The 20,731-nt window shown below is 63.3% G+C and carries 18 protein-coding genes; 13 read left to right on the top strand and 5 right to left on the bottom strand.

All coding sequences use genetic code 11. From position 1 onward, the window contains the following. Positions 1-4 precede the first annotated feature (4 nt). Complete coding sequence (locus tag H0241_RS07020; RefSeq protein WP_181056665.1) at positions 5-778, bottom strand: gamma-glutamyl-gamma-aminobutyrate hydrolase family protein; 774 nt, start codon at positions 776-778, stop codon at positions 5-7. Between the two features lie 295 nt (positions 779-1,073). On the opposite strand from H0241_RS07020, the gene H0241_RS07015 reads away from it, so the two are divergent. Then, the gene (locus tag H0241_RS07015; protein WP_181056664.1) at positions 1,074-2,183 is read left to right on the top strand and encodes a TRAP transporter substrate-binding protein; all 1,110 of its coding nucleotides are present in this window, start codon (positions 1,074-1,076) and stop codon (positions 2,181-2,183) included. An 81-nt stretch (positions 2,184-2,264) separates the two neighbouring features. Here the strand turns inward: H0241_RS07015 and H0241_RS07010 are convergent, their stop codons facing one another. From H0241_RS07010 to H0241_RS06995, 4 genes are all read right to left on the bottom strand, one after another. Next, positions 2,265-3,293, bottom strand: a complete 1,029-nt coding sequence (locus H0241_RS07010; protein WP_181056663.1) for a zinc-dependent alcohol dehydrogenase family protein — start codon at positions 3,291-3,293, stop codon at positions 2,265-2,267. 33 nt (positions 3,294-3,326) lie between these two features. Further along, positions 3,327-5,105 carry a TRAP transporter large permease gene (locus tag H0241_RS07005; RefSeq protein ID WP_181056662.1) on the bottom strand — a complete coding sequence of 593 codons (1,779 nt, stop codon included), beginning with the start codon at positions 5,103-5,105 and terminating at the stop codon, positions 3,327-3,329. Further along, positions 5,102-5,707, bottom strand: coding sequence for a TRAP transporter small permease subunit (locus H0241_RS07000; protein WP_181056661.1), 606 nt, complete (start codon positions 5,705-5,707; stop codon positions 5,102-5,104). The genes H0241_RS07005 and H0241_RS07000 overlap by 4 nt, the downstream gene beginning before the upstream one ends. A gap of 199 nt (positions 5,708-5,906) precedes the next feature. Next, positions 5,907-6,812, bottom strand: coding sequence for a branched-chain amino acid ABC transporter permease (locus H0241_RS06995; RefSeq protein ID WP_181056660.1), 906 nt, complete (start codon positions 6,810-6,812; stop codon positions 5,907-5,909). A 151-nt stretch (positions 6,813-6,963) separates the two neighbouring features. On the opposite strand from H0241_RS06995, the gene H0241_RS06990 reads away from it, so the two are divergent. The 12 genes from H0241_RS06990 (at position 6,964) to H0241_RS06935 (ending at position 20,691) form a co-directional block, all read left to right on the top strand. Beyond that, entirely contained in the window at positions 6,964-7,575 is a 612-nt protein-coding gene (locus H0241_RS06990) for a CGNR zinc finger domain-containing protein (RefSeq protein WP_181056659.1), read from the top strand. Continuing rightward, positions 7,568-8,098 carry a hypothetical protein gene (locus H0241_RS06985; protein WP_181056658.1) on the top strand — a complete coding sequence of 177 codons (531 nt, stop codon included), beginning with the start codon at positions 7,568-7,570 and terminating at the stop codon, positions 8,096-8,098. Before H0241_RS06990 ends, H0241_RS06985 begins: the two co-directional genes overlap by 8 nt. A gap of 221 nt (positions 8,099-8,319) precedes the next feature. After that, on the top strand, positions 8,320-11,790 hold the full coding sequence (locus H0241_RS06980) for an indolepyruvate ferredoxin oxidoreductase family protein (protein WP_181056657.1): 3,471 nt from the start codon (positions 8,320-8,322) through the stop codon (positions 11,788-11,790). Between the two features lie 136 nt (positions 11,791-11,926). Further along, entirely contained in the window at positions 11,927-14,239 is a 2,313-nt protein-coding gene (locus H0241_RS06975; protein ID WP_181056867.1) for a putative bifunctional diguanylate cyclase/phosphodiesterase, read from the top strand. Positions 14,240-14,410: 171 nt separating this feature from the next. Next, positions 14,411-15,178 (top strand): N-acyl amino acid synthase FeeM domain-containing protein, encoded by a 768-nt coding sequence (locus tag H0241_RS06970; RefSeq protein WP_181056656.1) that lies wholly within the window; start codon positions 14,411-14,413, stop codon positions 15,176-15,178. 100 nt (positions 15,179-15,278) lie between these two features. Beyond that, complete coding sequence (locus tag H0241_RS06965; protein WP_181056655.1) at positions 15,279-15,428, top strand: DUF3096 domain-containing protein; 150 nt, start codon at positions 15,279-15,281, stop codon at positions 15,426-15,428. Positions 15,429-15,616: 188 nt separating this feature from the next. Then, positions 15,617-16,588: a calcium/sodium antiporter gene (locus H0241_RS06960; RefSeq protein ID WP_181056654.1), complete on the top strand. Its 972-nt coding sequence runs from the start codon at positions 15,617-15,619 to the stop codon at positions 16,586-16,588. Positions 16,589-16,720: 132 nt separating this feature from the next. Then, the gene (locus H0241_RS06955; protein WP_112563740.1) at positions 16,721-16,945 is read left to right on the top strand and encodes an aa3-type cytochrome c oxidase subunit IV; all 225 of its coding nucleotides are present in this window, start codon (positions 16,721-16,723) and stop codon (positions 16,943-16,945) included. An 81-nt stretch (positions 16,946-17,026) separates the two neighbouring features. Continuing rightward, positions 17,027-18,304 (top strand): Re/Si-specific NAD(P)(+) transhydrogenase subunit alpha, encoded by a 1,278-nt coding sequence (locus H0241_RS06950; RefSeq protein ID WP_181056653.1) that lies wholly within the window; start codon positions 17,027-17,029, stop codon positions 18,302-18,304. Next, entirely contained in the window at positions 18,304-18,735 is a 432-nt protein-coding gene (locus tag H0241_RS06945; protein WP_210284778.1) for a proton-translocating transhydrogenase family protein, read from the top strand. Before H0241_RS06950 ends, H0241_RS06945 begins: the two co-directional genes overlap by 1 nt. Positions 18,736-18,773: 38 nt before the next feature. Next, positions 18,774-19,292 (top strand): hypothetical protein, encoded by a 519-nt coding sequence (locus H0241_RS06940; protein ID WP_181056651.1) that lies wholly within the window; start codon positions 18,774-18,776, stop codon positions 19,290-19,292. A gap of 1 nt (position 19,293) precedes the next feature. After that, positions 19,294-20,691: an NAD(P)(+) transhydrogenase (Re/Si-specific) subunit beta gene (locus H0241_RS06935; protein ID WP_181056650.1), complete on the top strand. Its 1,398-nt coding sequence runs from the start codon at positions 19,294-19,296 to the stop codon at positions 20,689-20,691. Positions 20,692-20,731: the final 40 nt, after the last annotated feature.

Genomic DNA, 20,731 nt, shown 5'->3' with positions numbered 1-20,731 from the left:
GGATTTACTCGGCCGCCGCCCGCGCGCCGGCCTTCGCCGCCGCGTGCAGGCGCACGGCATCGCCGAAGGCGCGGAAAATCTTGGCCGAGTTGCTGTCCGACTTGACCCAGTATTCGGGGTGCCACTGCACGCCGACGGCGAAGGCGCGGGCATCCTTCACCGAAACCGCCTCGACCGTGCCGTCGGCGGCCACCGCTTCGACCTGCAGTTTCGAGCCGAGCCGGTCGATCCCCTGGCGGTGCAGCGAGTTGACCTTGATGTCGCCGGGGCCGAACACGCCGGCCAGGCAGCTGCCGGGCTTGATCGAAATGGTCTGGTGAATGGCGAAACGCTCGTCCTGGTTGTCGCTCACCGGCGCGCGGTGGTCGAGCGTGCCCTCGCGCTCCTGGATCTCGGTGCCCAGCGTGCCGCCCAGCGCCACGTTCAACTCCTGGATGCCGCGGCAGATGGCAAGCAGCGGCACGCCGCGCTCGATCGCCTTGCGGATCAACGGCAGCGTGGTGGAATCGCGCGCCGGATCGTAGGGGCCGTTGGCCTCGCTGGCGTCGCCGCCATAGAGCGAGGGATGCACGTTGGACTTTGAGCCGGTGACCATGACGCCGTCGACCGACGACAGCAGTTCGTCGAAATCGAGCCGGTCGCCGAAGGACGGCACCAGCAGCGGGAACACGCCGGCGCCGGCAAGTGCTGCCTCGATATATTGCTGCGGGGCGGCATGCCAGGTGTAGTTGTCGAACTGACGGACGTCGGTCGATATGGCGACGAGCGGCTGGTGCATTTTGGGTCCGGATTCTCTTTGACGCGAAGCGATAACCTATTGTGCCTGCAAAATAGGCGATCCGAAGGCGCTTTTCCATGGCAAGTTTCGTTGTCTCGCATGGGCCACGCTATAAACGTTAGACTATAGTTGCAGGCCGGGCGCCCGCCTCGCGGATTTGTCACCAGTGCCGCCGTCAAATCCCGCTGCCATGCTGGACTCGACCCCTTGCCCGTGTATTGTTTCGGGCAAACCGATACCGGGCGTGAGGAGATGTCCCTGATATCGGTTTGTTGGTCCAATAGGGAGGAACTGCATGGATCGTCGTTCATTCATCCGCAAGGCCGGGGTTACCGGCGTGGGCGCCGCGGCGGCTGCCGCCACGCTAGCCGCGCCGGCAATCGCCCAGTCCAATCCGAAAGTGACGTGGCGGCTGGCATCGTCCTTCCCGAAATCGCTCGATACGATCTATGGCGGCGCGGAAGTCTTCTCGAAAATGCTGTCGGAGGCGACCGACGGCAATTTCCAGGTCCAGGTCTTTGCCTCCGGCGAACTCGTGCCCGGCCTGCAGGCCGCCGACGCCACCACCGCCGGAACCGTCGAGGCCTGCCACACGGTGTCATACTATTATTGGGGCAAGGACCCGACATGGGCGCTGGGTGCGGCGGTGCCGTTCTCGCTCAATGCGCGCGGCATGAATGCCTGGCACTACCATGGCGGCGGTATCGACCTGTTCAACGAGTTTCTCGCCACGCAAGGTCTTTTCGGCCTGCCCGGCGGCAACACCGGCGTGCAGATGGGCGGCTGGTTCCGCAAGGAGATCAACACCGTCGCCGACCTTTCCGGCCTCAAGATGCGTATCGGCGGCTTTGCCGGCAAAGTTGTCTCGAAGCTCGGTGTCGTACCGCAGCAGATCGCCGGTGGCGACATCTATCCGGCGCTGGAAAAAGGCACGATCGACGCCGCCGAATGGGTCGGCCCCTATGACGACGAGAAGCTCGGCTTCTACAAGGTCGCGCCCTACTACTACTATCCCGGCTGGTGGGAAGGCGGCCCGACCGTCCATCTCTTGTTCAACAAGGCGAAATACGAAGAGCTTTCGCCGGCCTACAAGTCGCTGGTGCATACCGCCGCGCAGGCGGCCGACGCCAACATGCTGCAGAAATACGACTATCTCAATCCTGCAGCGGTGAAGCGGCTGGTGGCCGGCGGCGCGAAATTGCGCCCGTTCAGCCAGGACATCATGGCTGCCTGCTTCGAGAAGGCCAATGAGGTCTACACCGAAATGGAAGCCACCAACGCGCCGTTCAAGAAGATCTGGGACTCGATCAAGGGCTTCCGCAAGGAGCACTATCTCTGGGCCCAGGTGGCCGAATACAATTACGACACCTTCATGATGGTCCAGCAGCGCAACGGCAAGCTGTAGGCACACTGGCCACATTCAAAAGAAACCCCGGGCGGCTCGCCCGGGGTTTTTCTTTGCCTGCGTAGCCTGAGGCCGAGCGGCTCAGCTTCGTCCCGGCACCACCAGCACCTTGACCTCGCCTGGCGCTGCCGGGTTGGCGATCACCGAGGGGGCTTCCTCCAGGCCGACCTGTCTTGAGATGAGCTTGTCGATCTCGATTGCCCTGGACGCGACAAGGTCCGCTGCCCGCCTGTGGGTGAAAGGGTTGATGAACGAGCCGAGAACCTTCAGTTCGCGAAACAGCACATCGAACGGTTCGAAGGGCACCTTCACGCCTTGCGGCATCACGCCGACAATCACCACCGTGCCGCCAGGTTTCGCCAGCCGCATCGATTGCTCGACGGTGTCGGAGACACCAGCGCATTCAAGCACCACGTCGACCCCACCGGGCACAAGGCCGGCTGGCCCGGCGATCGCCTCAATCGGGTCGACGGCGCTTGGATCGACCGTCGCGGTTGCACCGAGCTCTTCGGCGAGCGCCCGGCGGGAGGCTTGCCGCGTCGACAGGATGATTGTCGCCGCGCCTGCGAGCCTGGCCAATTGCACGGTAAGCAGGCCGATGACGCCGCCACCAAGCACCACTACCGAAGCGCCGGGCCTGATGCCGGCGAGGTCGACAGCGTGCAGGCAGCAGGCCAGCGGCTCGCAGAAAGCGCCATGCGTTGGTTTGAGGTCCGCAGGCAGGAGGAAAGCCTGGCTCTGCGGCATCACGACAAAGTCGGCGAAGCCGCCGTCGCGATGGATGCCGATGGCCCTGAGATTGCTGCACAAATTGACGCGACCGGCCCGGCAATGGCTGCAGCGCCCGCAGAAGATGTTGGGATCTCCGGTGACGCGGTCGCCCACGGCGATGCCGGAAACCGCTTCTCCAACGGCCTCGACGATGCCGCAGAATTCGTGACCAAGTGTCACCGGCGGGCTCGACGGGAATTCGCCGTGGAGGAGGTGACGGTCGGTGCCGCAAACGCCGCAGGCTTCGATGCGCACGAGAACATCCTGCGGTCCCGCTACGGGCTTGTCGACTTCCCGCAGCCCAACGCTGCCCACCGCTTCCAGGCGCACCGCTCTCATGACGTCCTCACTCAGTTACCGGTACTTTGGGCATCAGTTGAAATTCGGCGGCTGCGACAGGTCGGTTGCAGGCGCCGCCGGCTTGGCGGGCGGCGTCTCGCCGAAGTTCGGTGGTTGCGACAGATCGTTCGAGGGTGGCGCCGCGGGTGACGCGCCGCCATCGGCTGGCGGTGGTGTGCCGAGAGGCGCAAGGCCCGGCATGTCCGGCAACTTGATCTCGATCGTGCCCGGGTCAACGGCCGCACCCTTGTAGCGCATGACCATTTGCGGGAAGGCGATGGTCAGCCCGATCATGATCACCTGGATGCAGACGAAGGGTACCGCGCCCCAATAGATTTGGCCGGTGGTCACCGGCGCGATCTGCTTGCCGGTGAGGCGGTCGAGATAGGGCACGCGGGCGGCGACCGAGCGCAGGTAGAACAGCGCAAAGCCAAAAGGCGGGTGCATGAAGGAGGTCTGCATGTTGACGCCCAAAAGCACGCCGAACCAGATCAGGTCGATGCCGAGCTTGTCGGCGGCCGGCGCCAAAAGCGGCACGATGATGAAGGCGAGCTCGAAGAAATCGAGGAAGAAGGCGAGTACGAAGACCAGGATGTTGACGCCGATCAGGAAGCCGACCTCGCCGCCGGGCAGCGACGTCAACAAATGCTCGACCCAGACGTGGCCGTTGACGCCGTAGAACGTCAGCGAGAATACCCGCGCGCCGATCAGGATGAACAGCACGAAGGACGACAGCCGCGTTGTCGAGGCCAGCGCCTGTTTGACCACGTCGAGCGACAGCCGCCCTTTCATCGCCGCCATCAACAGCGCGCCGACCGCGCCCATGGCGCCGCCTTCGGTCGGGGTGGCGATGCCGAGGAAGATGGTGCCGAGCACCAGGAAGATCAGCGCCAGCGGCGGGATCAGAACGATGATCACCTGCTGCGCCAGCCTGGACATCATGTTGATGTTCAGGCCCTTGTCGGCGATCGCCACGATGTAGATCAGGATCACGCCAACGCTGGCGCCCAGAATATCGGCATTGTCGCCATGCGCCGGCGCGAGATAACGGTAGGCGGCATAGGAGACGGCGACCGCCACCACCAGCGCCGCCAGCAGCGAGAGCACGCCGTGGCCGAGCGTGCGTGCCGCCAGCGGCAGCGCCGGCATCGAGTTCGGCCGGACGATCGACATGATCAGGATGTAGAGCGTGTAAAGGCCGGTCAGAACCAGTCCCGGGATCAGGGCGCCGGCATACATGTCGCCAACTGATTTGCCGAGCTGGTCGGCTAGCACGATCAGCACCAACGATGGCGGGATGATCTGCGCCAATGTGCCGGAGGCGGCGATGACGCCCGACGCCACCCGGCGGTCGTAACCGTAGCGCAGCATGATCGGCAGCGAGATCAGACCCATGGCGATGACCGACGCCGCCACCACGCCGGTCGTCGCCGCCAGCAGCGCGCCGACGAAGATCACGGCATAGGCAAGCCCACCGCGGACTGGCCCGAACAGCTGGCCGATCGTGTCGAGCAGGTCCTCGGCCATGCCGGATCGTTCGAGCACGATGCCCATGAAGGTGAAGAAGGGGATGGCCAGCAGCGTGTCGTTGGACATCACCCTGCTGCCGTAAAAATTGTCGGGCAGGGCGTGCAGCAGCGGCCAGGCGAGGTTGATCGAGCCGCCCGAATAGGGCGACAGCACGACGCCGATGAAGAAGAACATCAGGCCGTTGGCGGCGAGCGAGAAAGCAACGGGATAGCCGATCAGCAGGAAGATGACCAGCGAGGCGAACATGATCGGCGCCATGTTCTGGGCGATGAACTCGATCATGGACGCGTCTCCTGGGCGAGCGCCTTGGCTTCTTCGGCGAGTGCCTTCGCCTCGAGCTCGGCCTGTTCATGCGCCGAGATGAACGGGGTGGGATCGTCCATGTCGCCACGCATGATGGCGATCTTCTTGATGATCTCGGAAATGCCTTGCAGCGCCAGCAGGAAGAAGCCGACGAGCAGGATCGCCTTGGCCGGCCAGATGATCAGGCCGCCGGAATTGTTCGACATCTCGCCGTTGCGGAACGACAGCGACACATAAGGCACGAAATAGATCACCATCAGCGTCACGAACGGCATCAGGAAGAAGAGATGACCGAGCAGGTCGATCCAGTGCTGCACCCGGCGCGACCACATGCCGTAGACGATGTCGATGCGGATATGGTCGTTCTGCTTCAGCGTATAAGCGGCGGCCAGCATGAAGGCGGCGCCGAACAGGTACCACTGCAGTTCCAGCCAGGCGTTGGACGAGGTGTCGAAGACCTTGCGGATGATGGCGTTGGCGGCGCTGACCAGGATTGCCAGCAGGATCAGCCACGATATCCACCTGCCGATGAACTCGTTCACACGGTCAATCGTTCTGGATAGAGCGAGCAGCCCTGCCATGCATTCCTCCCTGATGTCGAAGGCGCGCCGGCTCCCCTTATTTTTCCGCCGCGCCGCTGTGGCCCAACGGTATGCCGCGCGTGGTTCGGCGGGTCAACATGGCATAGGCGCGATCAACGCCGTTGTGACGGGAGGCAGGCGATAAAGTGCCGACCGGCTGCTACGTCATGCAACCAAAGTCTGACACCGGATGCGGCGATCAGGCGATCTTCTGCTGGTCGCGGCCGGGACCGATCAGCACGAGTGCTGCGACCAGGAAAAGATACATCCAGCCATCGCGCCATTCGATCGGGAAATAGCCGGCCCATAACGACTCCGCCATGCCGAAGGCGGCCGCACCGAGCGCCGCCCGCGGTGGCGAGAGATAGCCGCCCACCGCCGTCACGAAGAGGATTTTCAGCCCGTAGACGAGGCCGGAGCCGAAGCTGACATTGCCGTAGTAGAGGCCGGCCATGACGCCGGCCAGCGCGGCGCAGAAACCGCCGAACAGCACCGCATGCCGGAACACCTTGCGCACATCGACACCGCACAAGGCTGCCGCGTGGGGATCGTCGGAGACGGCGCGCCAGCGGCGGCCGAAGCCCGAGCGGGCAAACGCCCATGCGGCGAGGATGATTGCCGCCAGAACTATCGCGCAGTCGATGAGCTGGATCAGCGTCAGCGTCGCCTTGAAACTGGCGTCTTGAGCAAAAACGATGGGTTGCGCCAACATCGGCGGCAGCCACCAGTCATGTGTGTCGGCGGCAATGCGGCTTGCTTCCGACAGCACTAGCAGAATGCCGAGCGTCGTCACCACGATCGCATTGGGCGTCCGGTCGGCCAACGGTTCGAAGACGCTGCGCGACAGTACATGGCTGATCAGCGCGGCATAGAGAAAAGCCGTGACGACGCCGAGCACCACTGCCGCCAGCAAGGTCAGCCACAGCACCTGATAGCTGAAGGCCACGGTCAGGATCATCGTCTGGCCGCAAAAGGCGAACAGCGCGCCATAGGCAAGGTTGGTCCGGTGCAGGATGCCGTTGGTCAGCACGTAGCCGAAGGCGAGCAGCGCATAGAGCGCGCCCGAATGCAGCCCGTTCAGCACCTGCTGGAAGAAATAGAGCATGGACAACCTTCAGAGCATGTCGCCCAAAAGTGCAACGCGGTTTTGGGGCGACGACATGCCTCAACAAAGTCCTGCGGAGGCCGCGCCCGGGTCAAGGTTTGCATTGTGGAATCTAACTTGTCAAACGCGATTTATCGGTTAGGTTTCTGATATGACGGTATCCTGGACCCCGCATCGCTTCACCGGCGGCATTCTTGCGCTCGACACGGCCAACACCGTGGTGCTGCGCAACGATCCGGAAAAAACCTTCGACCGCTTCGCCGATCCGGCCGAGATCGCGCGCTTCGCTGAAGCCGCAAGCGGCTTTCGCGGCACCGAGCTTGGCGGCAGACGGCTGGAGGCGGGCTCGCCGGACAGGATCGCGCCGGTGGTGCTGTCGATCCGCGAGACCACCGACCGGCTGTTTCGCGGCGCCGTGTCGAAAGGTGCGCTTGCCGCCGGCGATCTCGCCCCTTTTCTAAAAGCCTGCGCCAACGGCCTCGATCAGAGCCCGGCTGAGATCGGCGCCCCGGGCAGACCGTTCGGCGATCCGGCGACACCGATCGCCTTTGAGGCGGCGCTCGCGGTTTCAGCCTTGTCGCTGCTGCGCGACGATACGGTTTCCAGGCTCAGGATCTGTCCCAATTGCAGCTGGCTGTTCGTCGACAGAAGCCGCAATTCCAGCCGCCTCTGGTGCGACATGGCGGTGTGCGGCAACCGCCAGAAAGCAAGCCGTCACTATCGCCGCCGCCGCACGGCGGCTCACGAGGTCAAGAATGCCTAGGGGTTTTTTCCGTTCGATCCTTATCGGCGCAGCACTCACTGCCGCCGTTGCGCTCGGCGCCTGCCGCGACACCGGCGGCGATGGCAAGCTGTTCGAGGTTTCCGGCAAGGTCGTCGTCTTCAACTACCGTCTCGCCCGGGCGACCTATGTCGTGACGCTGCGGCCCCTGCAGCCGATGGGCGAGGGCCAGGTTGCGGTCGCCAGCTTTCAGAATCCGGCCGGTGGTCCTCCCCTGGTGGTCGAGCAGAAGGTCTGGCCGAAGCTCGACAAGGTCAGCCTGGAAAGCCCGGCGCTGACCTGTATCGTCAAGGATAAACCCTACGCGATTTCGATCAGCATCAGGGGTCCTGACGGCACGTTCCTGCAGAAGATCGACACCACGCTGATCTCGACGGAGGACCAGTCGATCCTGCCCGACCGGCCGCTGGTGGTCGACCAGCTCTATACGGCCAATCCTGACCTTGCCGGCCACCCCGACGGTAAGCTGCCCGGTGAGCCCAAGCCGGATTGCTCGAAGGGCTGACGCGTCTTTGCCCGGTGCGGCTCAGTAGAAATTTTCGGTCGCCGGACAACCGCCGCGGATAGGTTTCGTGCTGAAACGCAATGGCGGCAGACCGTTCATTGCGCTTTGCCTGGCGCTTTCGATTTCGTTTGACCTGCCTTGCAAGCGGAGAAAGACTGCGCCATCTCACTCCTACGTTGGCTGCGCCGCCCCCGCCGCCGCCTCCGCAGAGGAAATGCCTGATGACGCTGCACGACGTCGCGCTCGACGACAAGTTCGATCTTGGTAAGGAGCGCATCTTCCTGTCTGGCGCGCAGGCGGTCATCCGCATGCTGTTGATGCAGCGCGAGCGCGACCGCCGCGCCGGCCTCAACACGGCCGGCTTCGTTTCCGGCTACCGCGGCTCGCCGCTCGGCGGCCTCGACATGCAGCTGTGGCGGGCGAAGAAGCAGCTGGCGCAGGCCGACATCGTCTTCCAGCCTGGCCTCAACGAGGAGCTTGCCGCCACCGCCTGCTGGGGCTCGCAGCAAACGGAATTGCTGGGCGAGGGCACGCATGACGGGGTGTTTTCGGTCTGGTACGGCAAGGGGCCGGGCGTCGACCGTTCGGGCGATGTCTTCCGCCACGCCAACCTCGCCGGTTCGTCGAAGCATGGCGGTGTGCTCGCTTTGATGGGCGACGACCACATGGCCGAATCCTCGACCAACGCGCATGCCACCGAATTCCTGTTCGTCGACACCATGGTGCCGATCCTCAACCCGGCTGGTGTCCAGGAGATCATCGACTACGGGCTCTACGGCTTTGCCATGTCGCGTTTCGCCGGCACCTGGGCGGCGATCAAATGCGTCAAGGACAACATCGAATCGACCGCCTCCGTCGATGCCGCGCTCGAGCGGCTGAACATCGTCGTGCCGGAGTTCGACATGCCGCCCGGCGGCCTCAACATCCGCCATGAGATCGACATGCTCGGCCAGGAGGAGCGGCTGCATGAGCACAAGCGCGCCGCGGCGTCCGCCTTCATCCACGCCAACGGGCTGAACCGCATCGTCTATTCCGGCGGCCGCAGCCCGAAGCTCGGCATCATCACGCTGGGCAAGAGCTATCTCGACGTCCGACAGGCGCTGGAAGACATCGGCGTCGACGAGGCCGCCGCCAACCGCATCGGCATCCGCCTGTTCAAGGTCGGCTGCCCGTGGCCGCTCGACCTGCAGCATATCTCCGAATTCGCCCGCGGCCTCGACACCATCGTCGTCGTCGAGGAGAAGCGCTCGCTGATCGAGGTGCAGCTGCGCGAAAGCCTCTACGGCACCGCCACCCAGCCGGCCATTGTCGGCAAGAAGGACGAGCGCGGCGACTGGCTGTTTCCGGCCAAGGGCGCGCTCGACCCCAACGAGATCGCCATTGCGCTGGGCGAGCGGATTTTGCGCACCATCGGCCCCTCGGAAGAAATCGCCGCGAAGGTGGCAAAGCTGCGCCAGTTTCAGGCGATGCTTGCCGATACCAGCGATATCGGTTCGCGCACGCCGTTCTTCTGCTCCGGCTGCCCGCACAATTCCTCGACCAAGGTGCCCGACGGCTCGATCGCCGCCGCCGGCATCGGCTGCCATTTCATGGCGCTGTGGATGGATCGCAACACGGTCGGCTTCACCGCCATGGGCGGCGAAGGCGCGCAATGGGTTGGCCAGGCGCCGTTCTCCAAGCGCGAGCACATTTTCCAGAATCTCGGCGACGGCACCTACAACCACTCCGGTACGCTGGCGATCCGCTTCGCGCTGTCGACCGATGCCAACATCACCTACAAGATCCTCTACAATGACGCCGTCGCCATGACCGGCGGCCAGCCGCATGAGGGCGGCCTGACGGTCGACATGATCGCCAGGCAAGTGCGTGCCGAAGGCGTCGACCGCATCGCCATCGTCACCGACGAGCCGGACAAATATGCCGGGAAGGCCGAGTTCCCGGCCAGTGCCACCATCCATCATCGCGACGACCTCGATCTCGTCCAGCGCGAGCTGCGCGACGTCAAAGGCGTCTCGGTGCTGCTCTACGACCAGACCTGCGCGGCCGAAAAGCGCCGCCGCCGCAAGCGCGGCACCTTCCCGGATCCCGACAAGCGGGTGTTCATCAACGAACTGGTCTGCGAGGGCTGCGGCGATTGCGGCGTGCAGTCGAACTGCGTCTCGATCCAGCCGGTCGAGACCGAGTTCGGTCGCAAGCGCAAGATCGACCAGTCGAGCTGCAACAAGGATTTCTCCTGCGTCAACGGCTTTTGCCCCTCCTTCGTCACCGTCCACGGCGCCAAGATCCGCAAGGCTGAAGGCATTGCCGGGCGGACCGATCCGCTCGATGGCGTGCCGGTCCCGGCTGAATTCCCACTCGGCAGCGAGGGCTGGGCGGCGATCATCGACGGCGTCGGCGGCACCGGCGTCGTCACCATCGGCGCGGTGCTCGGCATGGCCGCCCATCTCGAGGACAAGGGCTGCGGCATGATCGACATGGCCGGCCTCGCCCAGAAGGGTGGTTCGGTGTTCACCCATGTCCGCATCGCCCGCACCCCCGACGATATCCATGCCATCCGCGTTTCGGCAGGCAAAGCCGACCTGGTGCTCGGCTGCGACCTCGTCGTGTCCGGCGCCAAGAAAGTGCTTGGCGCGGTGCGCGAAGGCCATACCATCTTCCTCGCCAACACCGCCGAGATCATGCCGGGCGAGTTCGCCCGCTCGGCGGATTTCTCGCTGCCTATCGAACGGCTGAAGAAGGCGATCCGCGCTGCTGCCGGCGACGACAAGGCGCATTTCTTCGACGCGACGCGCACCGCCACGCAATTGTTCGGCAATTCGCTCGGCGCCAACATGTTCATGCTCGGCTTCGCCTTCCAGCATGGCGGGCTGCCGCTCTCGGCCGAAGCCGTTGAAAAAGCTATCGAATTGAACGGCGAAGCGGTGGCGATGAACATCGCTGCGTTCCGCTGGGGCCGGCGCGCCGCGCATCAGCCAGAGTTTGTGCGCGGCCTCATTGCGCAGCCGGGCAAGGTCACGCCGATCGCCGAGACGCTGGACGATGTGATCGCCCGCCGCGTCGCTTTCCTCACCGCCTATCAGAACGCCGCTTATGGCAAGCGCTATGCTGGCAAGCTGACCGTTTTGCGTGCCGCTGAGGCAAAGGCCGTGCCGGGTTCGACCGCGGTCACCGAGGCTGCGGCCAAAAACCTGTTCAAGCTGATGGCGATCAAGGACGAATACGAGGTGGCGCGGCTCTACACCGACGGCTCCTTCGCCACGGAACTGTCAAAACAGTTCCAGAGCTACGAAAAGCTCGAATTTCATCTGGCGCCACCCATCATGGGCAGGCGCGGCACTGACGGCAAGCCGAGGAAATCGAGCTTCGGCCCGTGGATGATGAAGGGTTTTCGCCTGCTGGCGGCGCTGAAAGGCCTGCGCGGCACTGCTTTCGATCTGTTCGGCTACAGCGTCGAGCGGCGCATGGAGCGGCAGCTTCTGGCCCGCTATGAGGCCGATCTGGAGCTTATCGCGGCGGCTCTTGCACCGGGCAGGATCGAGGCCGCAGTCGCGCTAGCCTCGGTGCCGGCGCTCATTCGCGGCTATGGCCATGTCAGGCAGGCCAGCGCCGAAAAGGCCGATGGCGAACGAAAAAGACTTGTCGAGCGACTGGCCAACACGCCAGCGCGGCCTGAACTCCAGGCCGCAGAGTGACGCCTTGTTTACCTGAACAAGAATTTCCCCGGCTTACGGTGGGGTAGCCGACTTGACGACAGACGCCGAAACGGCATCTCTAAACCTTTCTTAAGGCGAATGTGCCATGACTGCGGTTCGTGCGACACCGCAGGCCATGCAAGAAAACAAAGCCGCAGAGATAGGTGAGGACGTCTATGCTGGGTTCGTGCGATCGTTGTTTAACGATCCCGGGATCCTGCTGATTGGCGCGTTTTGCCACGGCCTCATCGGTATTCTCGTTTATTTTACCTCAGGGCATCCGGCCTATCTTGCACTGGCTGCGCTTATGCTTGCGGCCGGCCTTTACCGTTATTACGGCATCCGCAAAGGCCTGCGCATAGGCAGTTTCGAGACCTATGAACAAGCCAAGAAGTGGGAACGCTACTACCTGGTTGGCGGCACCATCCAGGCCTTCTTCATGGGGTTTTTCTGCTTTACCTCGATCTATCTCATTCCCGACGTCTTCGGGGAAAGCGCTGCCATTGCCGTCATAATGGGCTCGACGGTGACCATTGTCGGCCGCAATTACGGCTCCAAGACCATGGTCGCGGTGCAGGCTTTCACGGTCGTCCTGCCGATCGCCGTCGGGCTGATGCTCAAGGGCCATGTCGGCGATTTCATCCTCGGCCTCTACATCGTGCCGTTCATCTTCATCATCACCCGGATGGCCAGCCACGTTCGCACCGTGCTGTTCAACGCCATATCGGAGCGCAAGACGGCGGCCAGGCTCGCCGAGCGCTTCAACCGCGCGCTCAACACCATGTCGCATGGCCTGGTCATGCTCGGTCCCGACGGCAAGGTCGTGGTCGGCAATGCCGAAGCCGCGCATCTGATGTCGCTGCGCTCGCCGGACCAGCTGCTCGGGCGATCGATCCATTCCCTGCTGCTGCGCGGCGTTGCCGGCGGCATGCTGGCGCCGAAGGACTGCCGCTATGTCGAGGCGCAGCTGACGCGCGCGCTGCGTGAAGGCCGTGACCGCAAGGTGCTGGTCTCCTTCTCCAACGGCCAGTACTTCGAGTTCTCTGCCCGCGAGGGCAATCAGGACCTCGGCGTCATTACCTTCGAGGACGTCACCGCCCGCGTCGAGGCCGAAGAAAAGATCCGCTTCATGGCGCGCTACGACAGCCTCACCGGCCTGCCGAACCGCGCCTATTTCCATGAGCTGGTCGGCGAAGCGATGGCGTCGGGCAGCCGCGACCGCCTGTGCGCGCTGGCGGTGATTGATCTCGACGATTTCAAGAGCGTCAACGACACGCTCGGCCATCCCGTCGGCGACGGGCTGATCTACGCCGTTGCCGAACGCCTGGCGGCCGTCGCCGGACAAGGTGTCAATGTCAGCCGCTTCGGCGGCGACGAGTTCATGATCTTCTTCGACCGCGTCGAGGATGAAAGCCATCTGACCGGCTTGCTCGACCAGATTTTCGCCGATCTGCAGGGCGAGGTCGATGTCGCCGGCCACGGCCTGCGCATCCAGGCCAGCGCCGGTGCTGTGCTGTCCAGGGTCGAGGACACCGATGTCGACGCCATGATCGTCAAGGCCGACCTGGCGCTCTACAAGGCCAAGGAACTCGGCAAGAACAACTGGCGGCTGTTCGAGGCCGCGATGGATGCGGCGTTCCGCAACCGCCAGCTGATGAAGGCGGATCTGCGCACCGCCGTTGAAGGCAAGGCGCTGCGGGTGGTCTATCAGCCGATCGTGGCGATGAGCACCATGCGCATCGCCAGCTGCGAGGCGCTGTGCCGCTGGGATCATCCCGATCTCGGGCCGGTTTCGCCCAGCGTCTTCATTCCGCTGGCCGAGGAAATGGGCATCATTTCCGAGATCAGCACTTTCGTGCTCGAGGCGGCCTGCGTCGAATGCGCCAAATGGCCCGGCCAGACCAGCGTCTCGGTCAATCTTTCGGCCAAGGATTTCCGCAACCGCGACGTCGTCCAGAAGGTTGCCGATGCGCTTGCTAAATCGGGGCTCGCCGCCGGCCGCCTCGAGATCGAAGTCACCGAAACCGCCCTGCTCGACGACAAGTCGCTGACACGCCAGTATATCGAGGAAATGAAGCAGCTTGGGGTGCGCATCGCGCTCGACGATTTCGGCACCGGCTATTCAAGCCTGAGCTATCTCCACAAGCTGCCGCTCGACAAGATCAAGATCGATCGTTCGTTCCTGATGGACGTGACCCAGAACAAGCGCTCGCTCGACCTGTTGAAAGGCATTGTCGACCTGACCCGCGTGCTCGGGCTGTCCGTCACCATCGAGGGGGTGGAAACCTTCGAGCAGCTGAAGGTCCTGGTGCATTCGGTGAAGCCGGATCTTGTCCAGGGCTTCCTGTTTGGCGCGGCACTCAGCGCCTCGGGCATCGAAACCATGTCTAATGTGACCTGGCCTTTCGCCGCGGAGCTGCGGCCGGTGGCAAAACTCGCCACGCCCTGACTTTACCGTGATTAATTTGCGCTTGAAAAGCCCGTCTAAAAGGCGTTGTATTGTCTAGGCGTTAACCGTTTGTTAAGGTTAACGTTCAGTAAACGCAGACGATTTAAGTTTCATCTTCTTGTTCCTGCGGTCGTCCGGTATTGTTCTCCTGCGGCGGTACGAGGGGAAGTAATGGACACGCATCAGTCAGGCCTGCCTTCGGGTGCGGCAGTCAAATCCGAGTCGATTTCGTTGTTCGCCCGCAATGTGCTCGACGTCCTGGAGCGCATCGAATACCGGCGCTGCGAAAGCGGCGAGGATCTCGAAGCGGTCTACCGGCTGCGCTACAAGGCTTTTCACACGCACGGGCTGCTTGACACCATCGTCGAACAGAAGCTCGCCGATCACCTTGATGAAGCGCGCAATTGCTACTGTTTCGGCGTCTTCATGGATGGCGAGTTGGTCAGCACCGTTAGGCTCCACCATTTGACCCGCGAGACCCCCGAAGCGCCGATCATGACGGTCTTCGGCGACCGGCTGCTGCTGCGGCTGGCGCGCGGCGAAACCTTCATCGACCCGAGCCGGCTGGCGATCGATCCGCAAATGTCGTCGGCCAACCGGGCCTTGCCCTATGTCACGCTGCGGCTAGCGGTCATCGCCAACACCTTCTTCAACGCCACCAGCTGCATTTCGATGATCCGCGAAGAGCACACGGCGTTCTACCATCGCATCTTCGGCTCGGTGCAGGTTGGCGAGCCGCGCCTCTATCCGCCTTTCACCATGCCGATCTTCTTCTATGAATCGATCTGCGAGCAGAACATGGCGCCGACGCTGCAGCGCTTCCCCTTCTTCCAGTCGACGGCGCTGGAGCGGCGCATGCTGTTTGCCAAGGCGCCGGCCGGCGAGCTGGCGCCGCTGACCATCCTGCCGACCGCCAAATATTTCCGCGAAGCAGCGTAACGCCGGCAAAGCCCACGAAATTTAGCACGTTGGTTCTGGAGCTTTCCCGCCGCTTCGGCGTTCTGGATGACGCCGACGCGTCCATCGAAAGGAAAACGACATGCATATTTCCACACTTACGCTCACCCCGCTGATCTCGCTGATCGCCGGCGTGCTGATCCTGGTGATGCCGCGGCTCCTCAACTACATCGTCGCCCTCTATCTGATCGTCGTCGGACTGCTCGGACTGTTCCCGCATCTGGCCGGCTGAAGCGGACACCGTTTCAAACTCTTCGTGGAATTGCTCAGAGCTAGCCCTAACTCTTTGTTTTGACGAATTTTCCAAGGGAAAGCGCTGCGCGCTTTTCACAGGAAAACCGTTTCAAATTGCTCTAGCATCCTGCTACCGGCCGGGCATTGATTCGAGTGCCTGCTCAACGGGGTGGGCAAGGGGCGCAGATGTATCTTTCCATTCTTGCCGGCCTGTTCCTGCTCATTGTAGGCGGCGAGCTTCTCGTGCGCGGTTCTGTCGGTGTGGCCGCCATGTTCGGCGTCTCGCCGCTGCTGATCGGCCTGACGCTCGTCGGTTTCGGCACCTCCGCTCCCGAACTCGTCACCTCCATCCAGGCCGCTCTTGCCGGCTCGCCCGGAATTGCCATCGGCAACATCGTCGGCTCCAATATCGCCAATTCCCTGCTGATTCTCGGCGTCACCGCCGTCGTTGCGCCAGTCGCCGTGCAGTCGCAGTTGCTCAAGCGCGACGGACTGGTGCTGATTGCGGTTACCGCCCTGTTCATTGTGATCGGCGCTACGGTCCCGCTTGGTCGGCTGGTCGGTCTGGTTTTCGTGGCGATGCTGTGCGCCTATGTCTATCTCGCCTATCGCCAGGAGCGCTCGCCCGCTGTCGACGGTCAAGGCGCGGCCGTTGGCCGGGGTCTTGCGGCGCAGCAGGCCGATCCTGGCTTTGTCCCGCCGGCAAACGAGAAATCGGTGTGGCTGCCGTTGATTCTGGCATTTGCCGGGCTGGGGATGATCCTGTTCGGCAGCGATTTCCTCGTCGATGGCGCCGTGAGGCTCGCTCACAGGTTCGGAATATCGGAAACAGTGGTCGGGCTGACCATCGTGGCGGTCGGCACCTCAATGCCAGAACTGGCCACCTCCGTCGTTGCCTCGCTGCGCGGACAGTCCGAACTCGCCCTCGGCAACGTCCTCGGCTCTTGCCTCTACAACATTCTGGGCATTGGTGGCGCAACGGCGATCGTTTCGCCGATCTCGGTGCCGAGCAGCATCGTCCATTTCGATTTCCCGGTCCTGTTTGTCGTGACCTTGCTGATCCTGGCCTTCGCCTGGAGCGGTCGTAGGATCGAGCGAAACGAGGGCCTCGTGCTGTTGGCCTGCTACGCGGCCTACATCGTCGTCCTGATATGGTAGCAAGGCTGGCTCTCTTCAGCAGTATCATGCTTTTCTTGACGCTCTTGTCGCAGCCGCAAGGGTAATCCTGCCATTGCTCTTGGCCCGGCTTTTCGCTATGTGCCTCAAAGATGTCTTCGAAGGGGTATTCCTATGGCTGATCACACGCCGACCGGTCCTGTCGAACTGGGCGCGAAGATGGACTATGCGGAACACGACCGCACCTATCACGGCTTTCTCGCACTGGCCAAATACGGCTCGCTGTTTTGCGGCGCCCTGCTCCTGGCCATGGCTTTCGGCTTCTTTGCAGGCGGCTTCTTCTCGGCGACCATCCTGTTCGTGCTGATCCTGGCCGTCGGCGCCTTCATTCTCCGATAGACTTTCAGACCCTTCGTCCGACGCCGCCGGACATCCGGCCGGTGACTTGCGCGAACAGGTTCCAGCCGAAAGGATCATGCGGTGGGACAGACGGTTTTCATCCCTCGTGAGCTCGACGCCAACGAGCCGCGTGTTGCCGCCTCGCCGGATACGGTGAAGCGACTTGCGGCGTTGGGGTTCGACGTGATCGTCGAGACCGGCGCCGGCACCAGGTCGCGCATTCCCGACGAGGAATTTGCCAAGACCGGTGCTGTGATAGGCAAGGCTTCGGATGCCGGCAAGGCCGACGTGGTGCTGAAAGTGCGCCGTCCCACCGATGCCGAGTTGAAAGGCTACAAATCGGGCGCGGCGATCATCGCTATCATGGATCCCTACGGCAACGACGCCGCGGTCGCAGCCCTTGCCAAGGCCGGCGTCACCGCCTTCTCGATGGAATTCATGCCGCGCATCACCCGCGCCCAGTCGATGGACGTGTTGTCGTCGCAGGCCAATCTCGCCGGCTACCAGGCGGTGATCGACGGCGCATCGGAATATGACCGGGCGCTGCCGATGATGATGACGGCGGCAGGTACCGTGCCGGCGGCAAAGATCTTCATCATGGGTGTCGGCGTCGCTGGGCTGCAGGCGATCGCCACGGCGCGCCGCCTCGGCGCCGTCGTCACCGCAACCGACGTTCGTCCCGCCGCCAAGGAACAGGTCGCCTCGCTCGGCGCAAAGTTCCTCGCCGTCGAGGACGAGGAGTTCAAGGCGGCCGAGACTGCCGGCGGCTACGCCAAGGAAATGTCGAAAGAATATCAGGCCAAGCAGGCTGCGCTCACCGCAGAGCACATAGCCAAGCAGGATATCGTCATCACCACGGCGCTGATCCCCGGCCGTCCGGCGCCGAAACTGGTGTCGGCGGCGATGGTCGCCTCGATGAAGCCGGGCTCGGTGCTCGTCGACCTTGCCGTCGAGCGCGGCGGCAATGTCGAAGGCGCCGTTCCAGGGCAGGTGGTCACCACGGCCAACAATGTGAAGATCGTCGGACACCTCAATGTGCCCGGCCGCGTCGCCGCGTCGGCTTCTCTGCTTTATGCCCGCAACCTGTTCGCTTTCGTGGAAACACTGGTCGACAAGACGACCAAGACGCTCGCCATCAATCGCGACGACGATCTGGTCAAGGCAACCATGCTGACCGACGGCGGCAAGATTGTGCATCCGGCCTTCGCCAAGGTGGCGGAACAGCCGCATGTCGAACCGCCGGCCATCCCGGCCAAGACCATGGTCGCTGATGCCGCGCCGAAGAAGGCTGCACCGAAAAAGGCGTCCGACAAAGCCACTGCCGGCAAGTCCGCCGCCAAGCCGAAGGGGATCGCGTGATGGATCAGACCTTGCAGAAAGCCCTCGACCAGCTCGACCAGGCAAGTGCCGCCGTCCGGCTGGCGGTGCAGAACCTCGCCAATGCGCCCGGTGGCGCCGATGCGGCGGGTGATGCCGCGCACGCCCTGTCCGGCGGCGCCATCGATCCTTTCGTCTTCCGCTTCGCCATTTTCATTCTGGCGATCTTCGTCGGCTACTACGTCGTCTGGTCGGTGACGCCGGCGCTCCACACGCCGCTGATGGCGGTCACCAACGCCATCTCCTCGGTCATCGTGGTCGGCGCGCTTTTGGCTGTCGGTATCTCGGCCTCCGGCATTGCCACCGGCTTCGGCTTCGTCGCGTTGATGTTGGTCTCGGTCAACATTTTCGGCGGCTTCCTCGTCACCCAGCGCATGCTGGCGATGTACAAGAAGAAAGAGAGCGCCAAGTAGGCGGCCGACACATGGGAGGGATCGCACGGCTCATCGTGGTGGCATTGGCGCTCGCTTTCGCGAGCGGCATAGTTGCCGCGCGCCCGCTGACGGATAGCGAACGCTCGGGCCTTGCCGATACGGTTGCCACGTTTGATGCCGCGATGCGCGGCGCTGACTATGCCGCGGTGTCCAAGACCATTCCGCCAAAGGTTCTCGGCTTTATCGCGAACAAGGGCGGGATGGACGTCGAGAAGTTGCGCGAAGTCGTCATAGAGCAGATGACGAAGGCACTGGCCGAGGTCAAGATCGAGGCGTTCAGCATGGATCTGGCCAATGCCGAGTACCGCGAGCTGCAAACCGGCGAACCCTATGTGTTGATCCCTACCGAGACGATCATTAACGCAGGCGACAAGGGCCGGTTCAAGGCGAAAGCGCAGACGCTGGCGCTTATCGATGAAGGCAAATGGTATCTGCTGCGTGTCAATGAGGACAAGCAGGTCACCATCATGCGTCAGGTTTATCCGCAATTTGTTGGCGTCGAATTCGACAGCGGTTCGGTGGAGGCTTTGAAGTAACATGAACGCCAACTTTGCGTCGTTTCTCTATCTGGTCTCCGGCGTCCTGTTCATCATGGCGCTGCGCGGCCTGTCGCATCCGACCACCAGCCGCCAGGGCAACATGTACGGCATGATCGGCATGGGTATCGCCATCGCCACCACGCTGGCGCTGGCCGTTCCTTCGGCCGGCGGCTTCGGCCTGATCGTGCTTGGCCTGGCCATTGGCGGCGGCGTTGGCGCCGTCACCGCGCGCCGCATCGCCATGACCTCGATGCCGCAGCTGGTCGCCGCCTTCCACTCTCTGGTCGGCCTCGCCGCCGTGATGGTGGCGGCTGCCGCTATCTACGCGCCGGAAAGTTTTGGCATCGGCACCAACGGCGACATCCACGCCCAGGCCCTGATCGAGATGAGCCTTGGCGTTGCCATCGGCGCCATCACCTTCACCGGCTCGGTCATCGCCTTCCTGAAGCTCGACGGCCGCATGTCCGGCAAGCCGATCATGATCGGCGGCCGCCACTTCATCAACGCTGCACTCGGCATCGCGCTGATCGTGCTGATCGTGCTGCTCGTCACCACCGAGGCCAAGCTGGTGTTCTGGCTGATCGTCGCGGCGTCGCTGGTGCTCGGCGTGCTGCTCATCATCCCGATCGGCGGCGCCGACATGCCGGTGGTCGTCTCGATGCTGAACTCCTATTCCGGCTGGGCCGCGGCCGCGCTCGGCTTCACGCTCGGCAATCTGGCGCTGATCATCACCGGCGCACTGGTCGGCTCGTCCGGCGCGATCCTGTCCTACATCATGTGCAAGGGCATGAACCGGTCGTTCATCTCGGTCATCCTCGGCGGCTTTGGCGGCGAGACCGCGGCAGCCGCCGATGACGGCATCGAGCGCACGGTCAAGCAGGGCTCGGCCGACGATGCCGCCTACCTCATGATGAACGCACAGAAGGTCATCATCGTGCCCGGCTACGGCATGGCGGTCGCCCAGGCGCAGCACGCGCTGCGTGAAATGGCCGACAAGTTGAAGGCCAACGGCGTCGATGTGAAATACGCCATCCACCCGGTTGCCGGCCGCATGCCCGGCCACATGAACGTGCTGCTCGCCGAGGCGAATGTTCCATATGACGAAGTGTTCGAACTTGAGGACATCAACTCCGAATTCGCGCAGGCCGACGTCGCTTACGTCATCGGCGCCAATGACGTCACCAATCCTTCGGCCCGTGACGACAAGTCATCGCCGATCTACGGCATGCCGATCCTCGACGTCGACAAGGCGCGCACCTGCCTGTTCGTCAAGCGCTCGCTCGGCTCCGGCTATGCCGGCATCGACAACACGCTGTTCTACAAGGACGGCACCATGATGCTGCTCGGCGACGCCAAGAAGATGACCGAAGAGATCGTCAAGGCGATGGATCACTGAGCCGGCGAGCGCCGCAACCCACAGGAAACGCCCGGCTCCA

The organism is Mesorhizobium neociceri, from assembly GCF_013520985.1.
In the GTDB taxonomy this organism is placed as follows: Bacteria; Pseudomonadota; Alphaproteobacteria; order Rhizobiales; family Rhizobiaceae; genus Mesorhizobium; species Mesorhizobium neociceri.
Note: the sequence above shows the minus strand (reverse complement) of the source record. Positions and strands in the feature narration are given on the sequence as shown.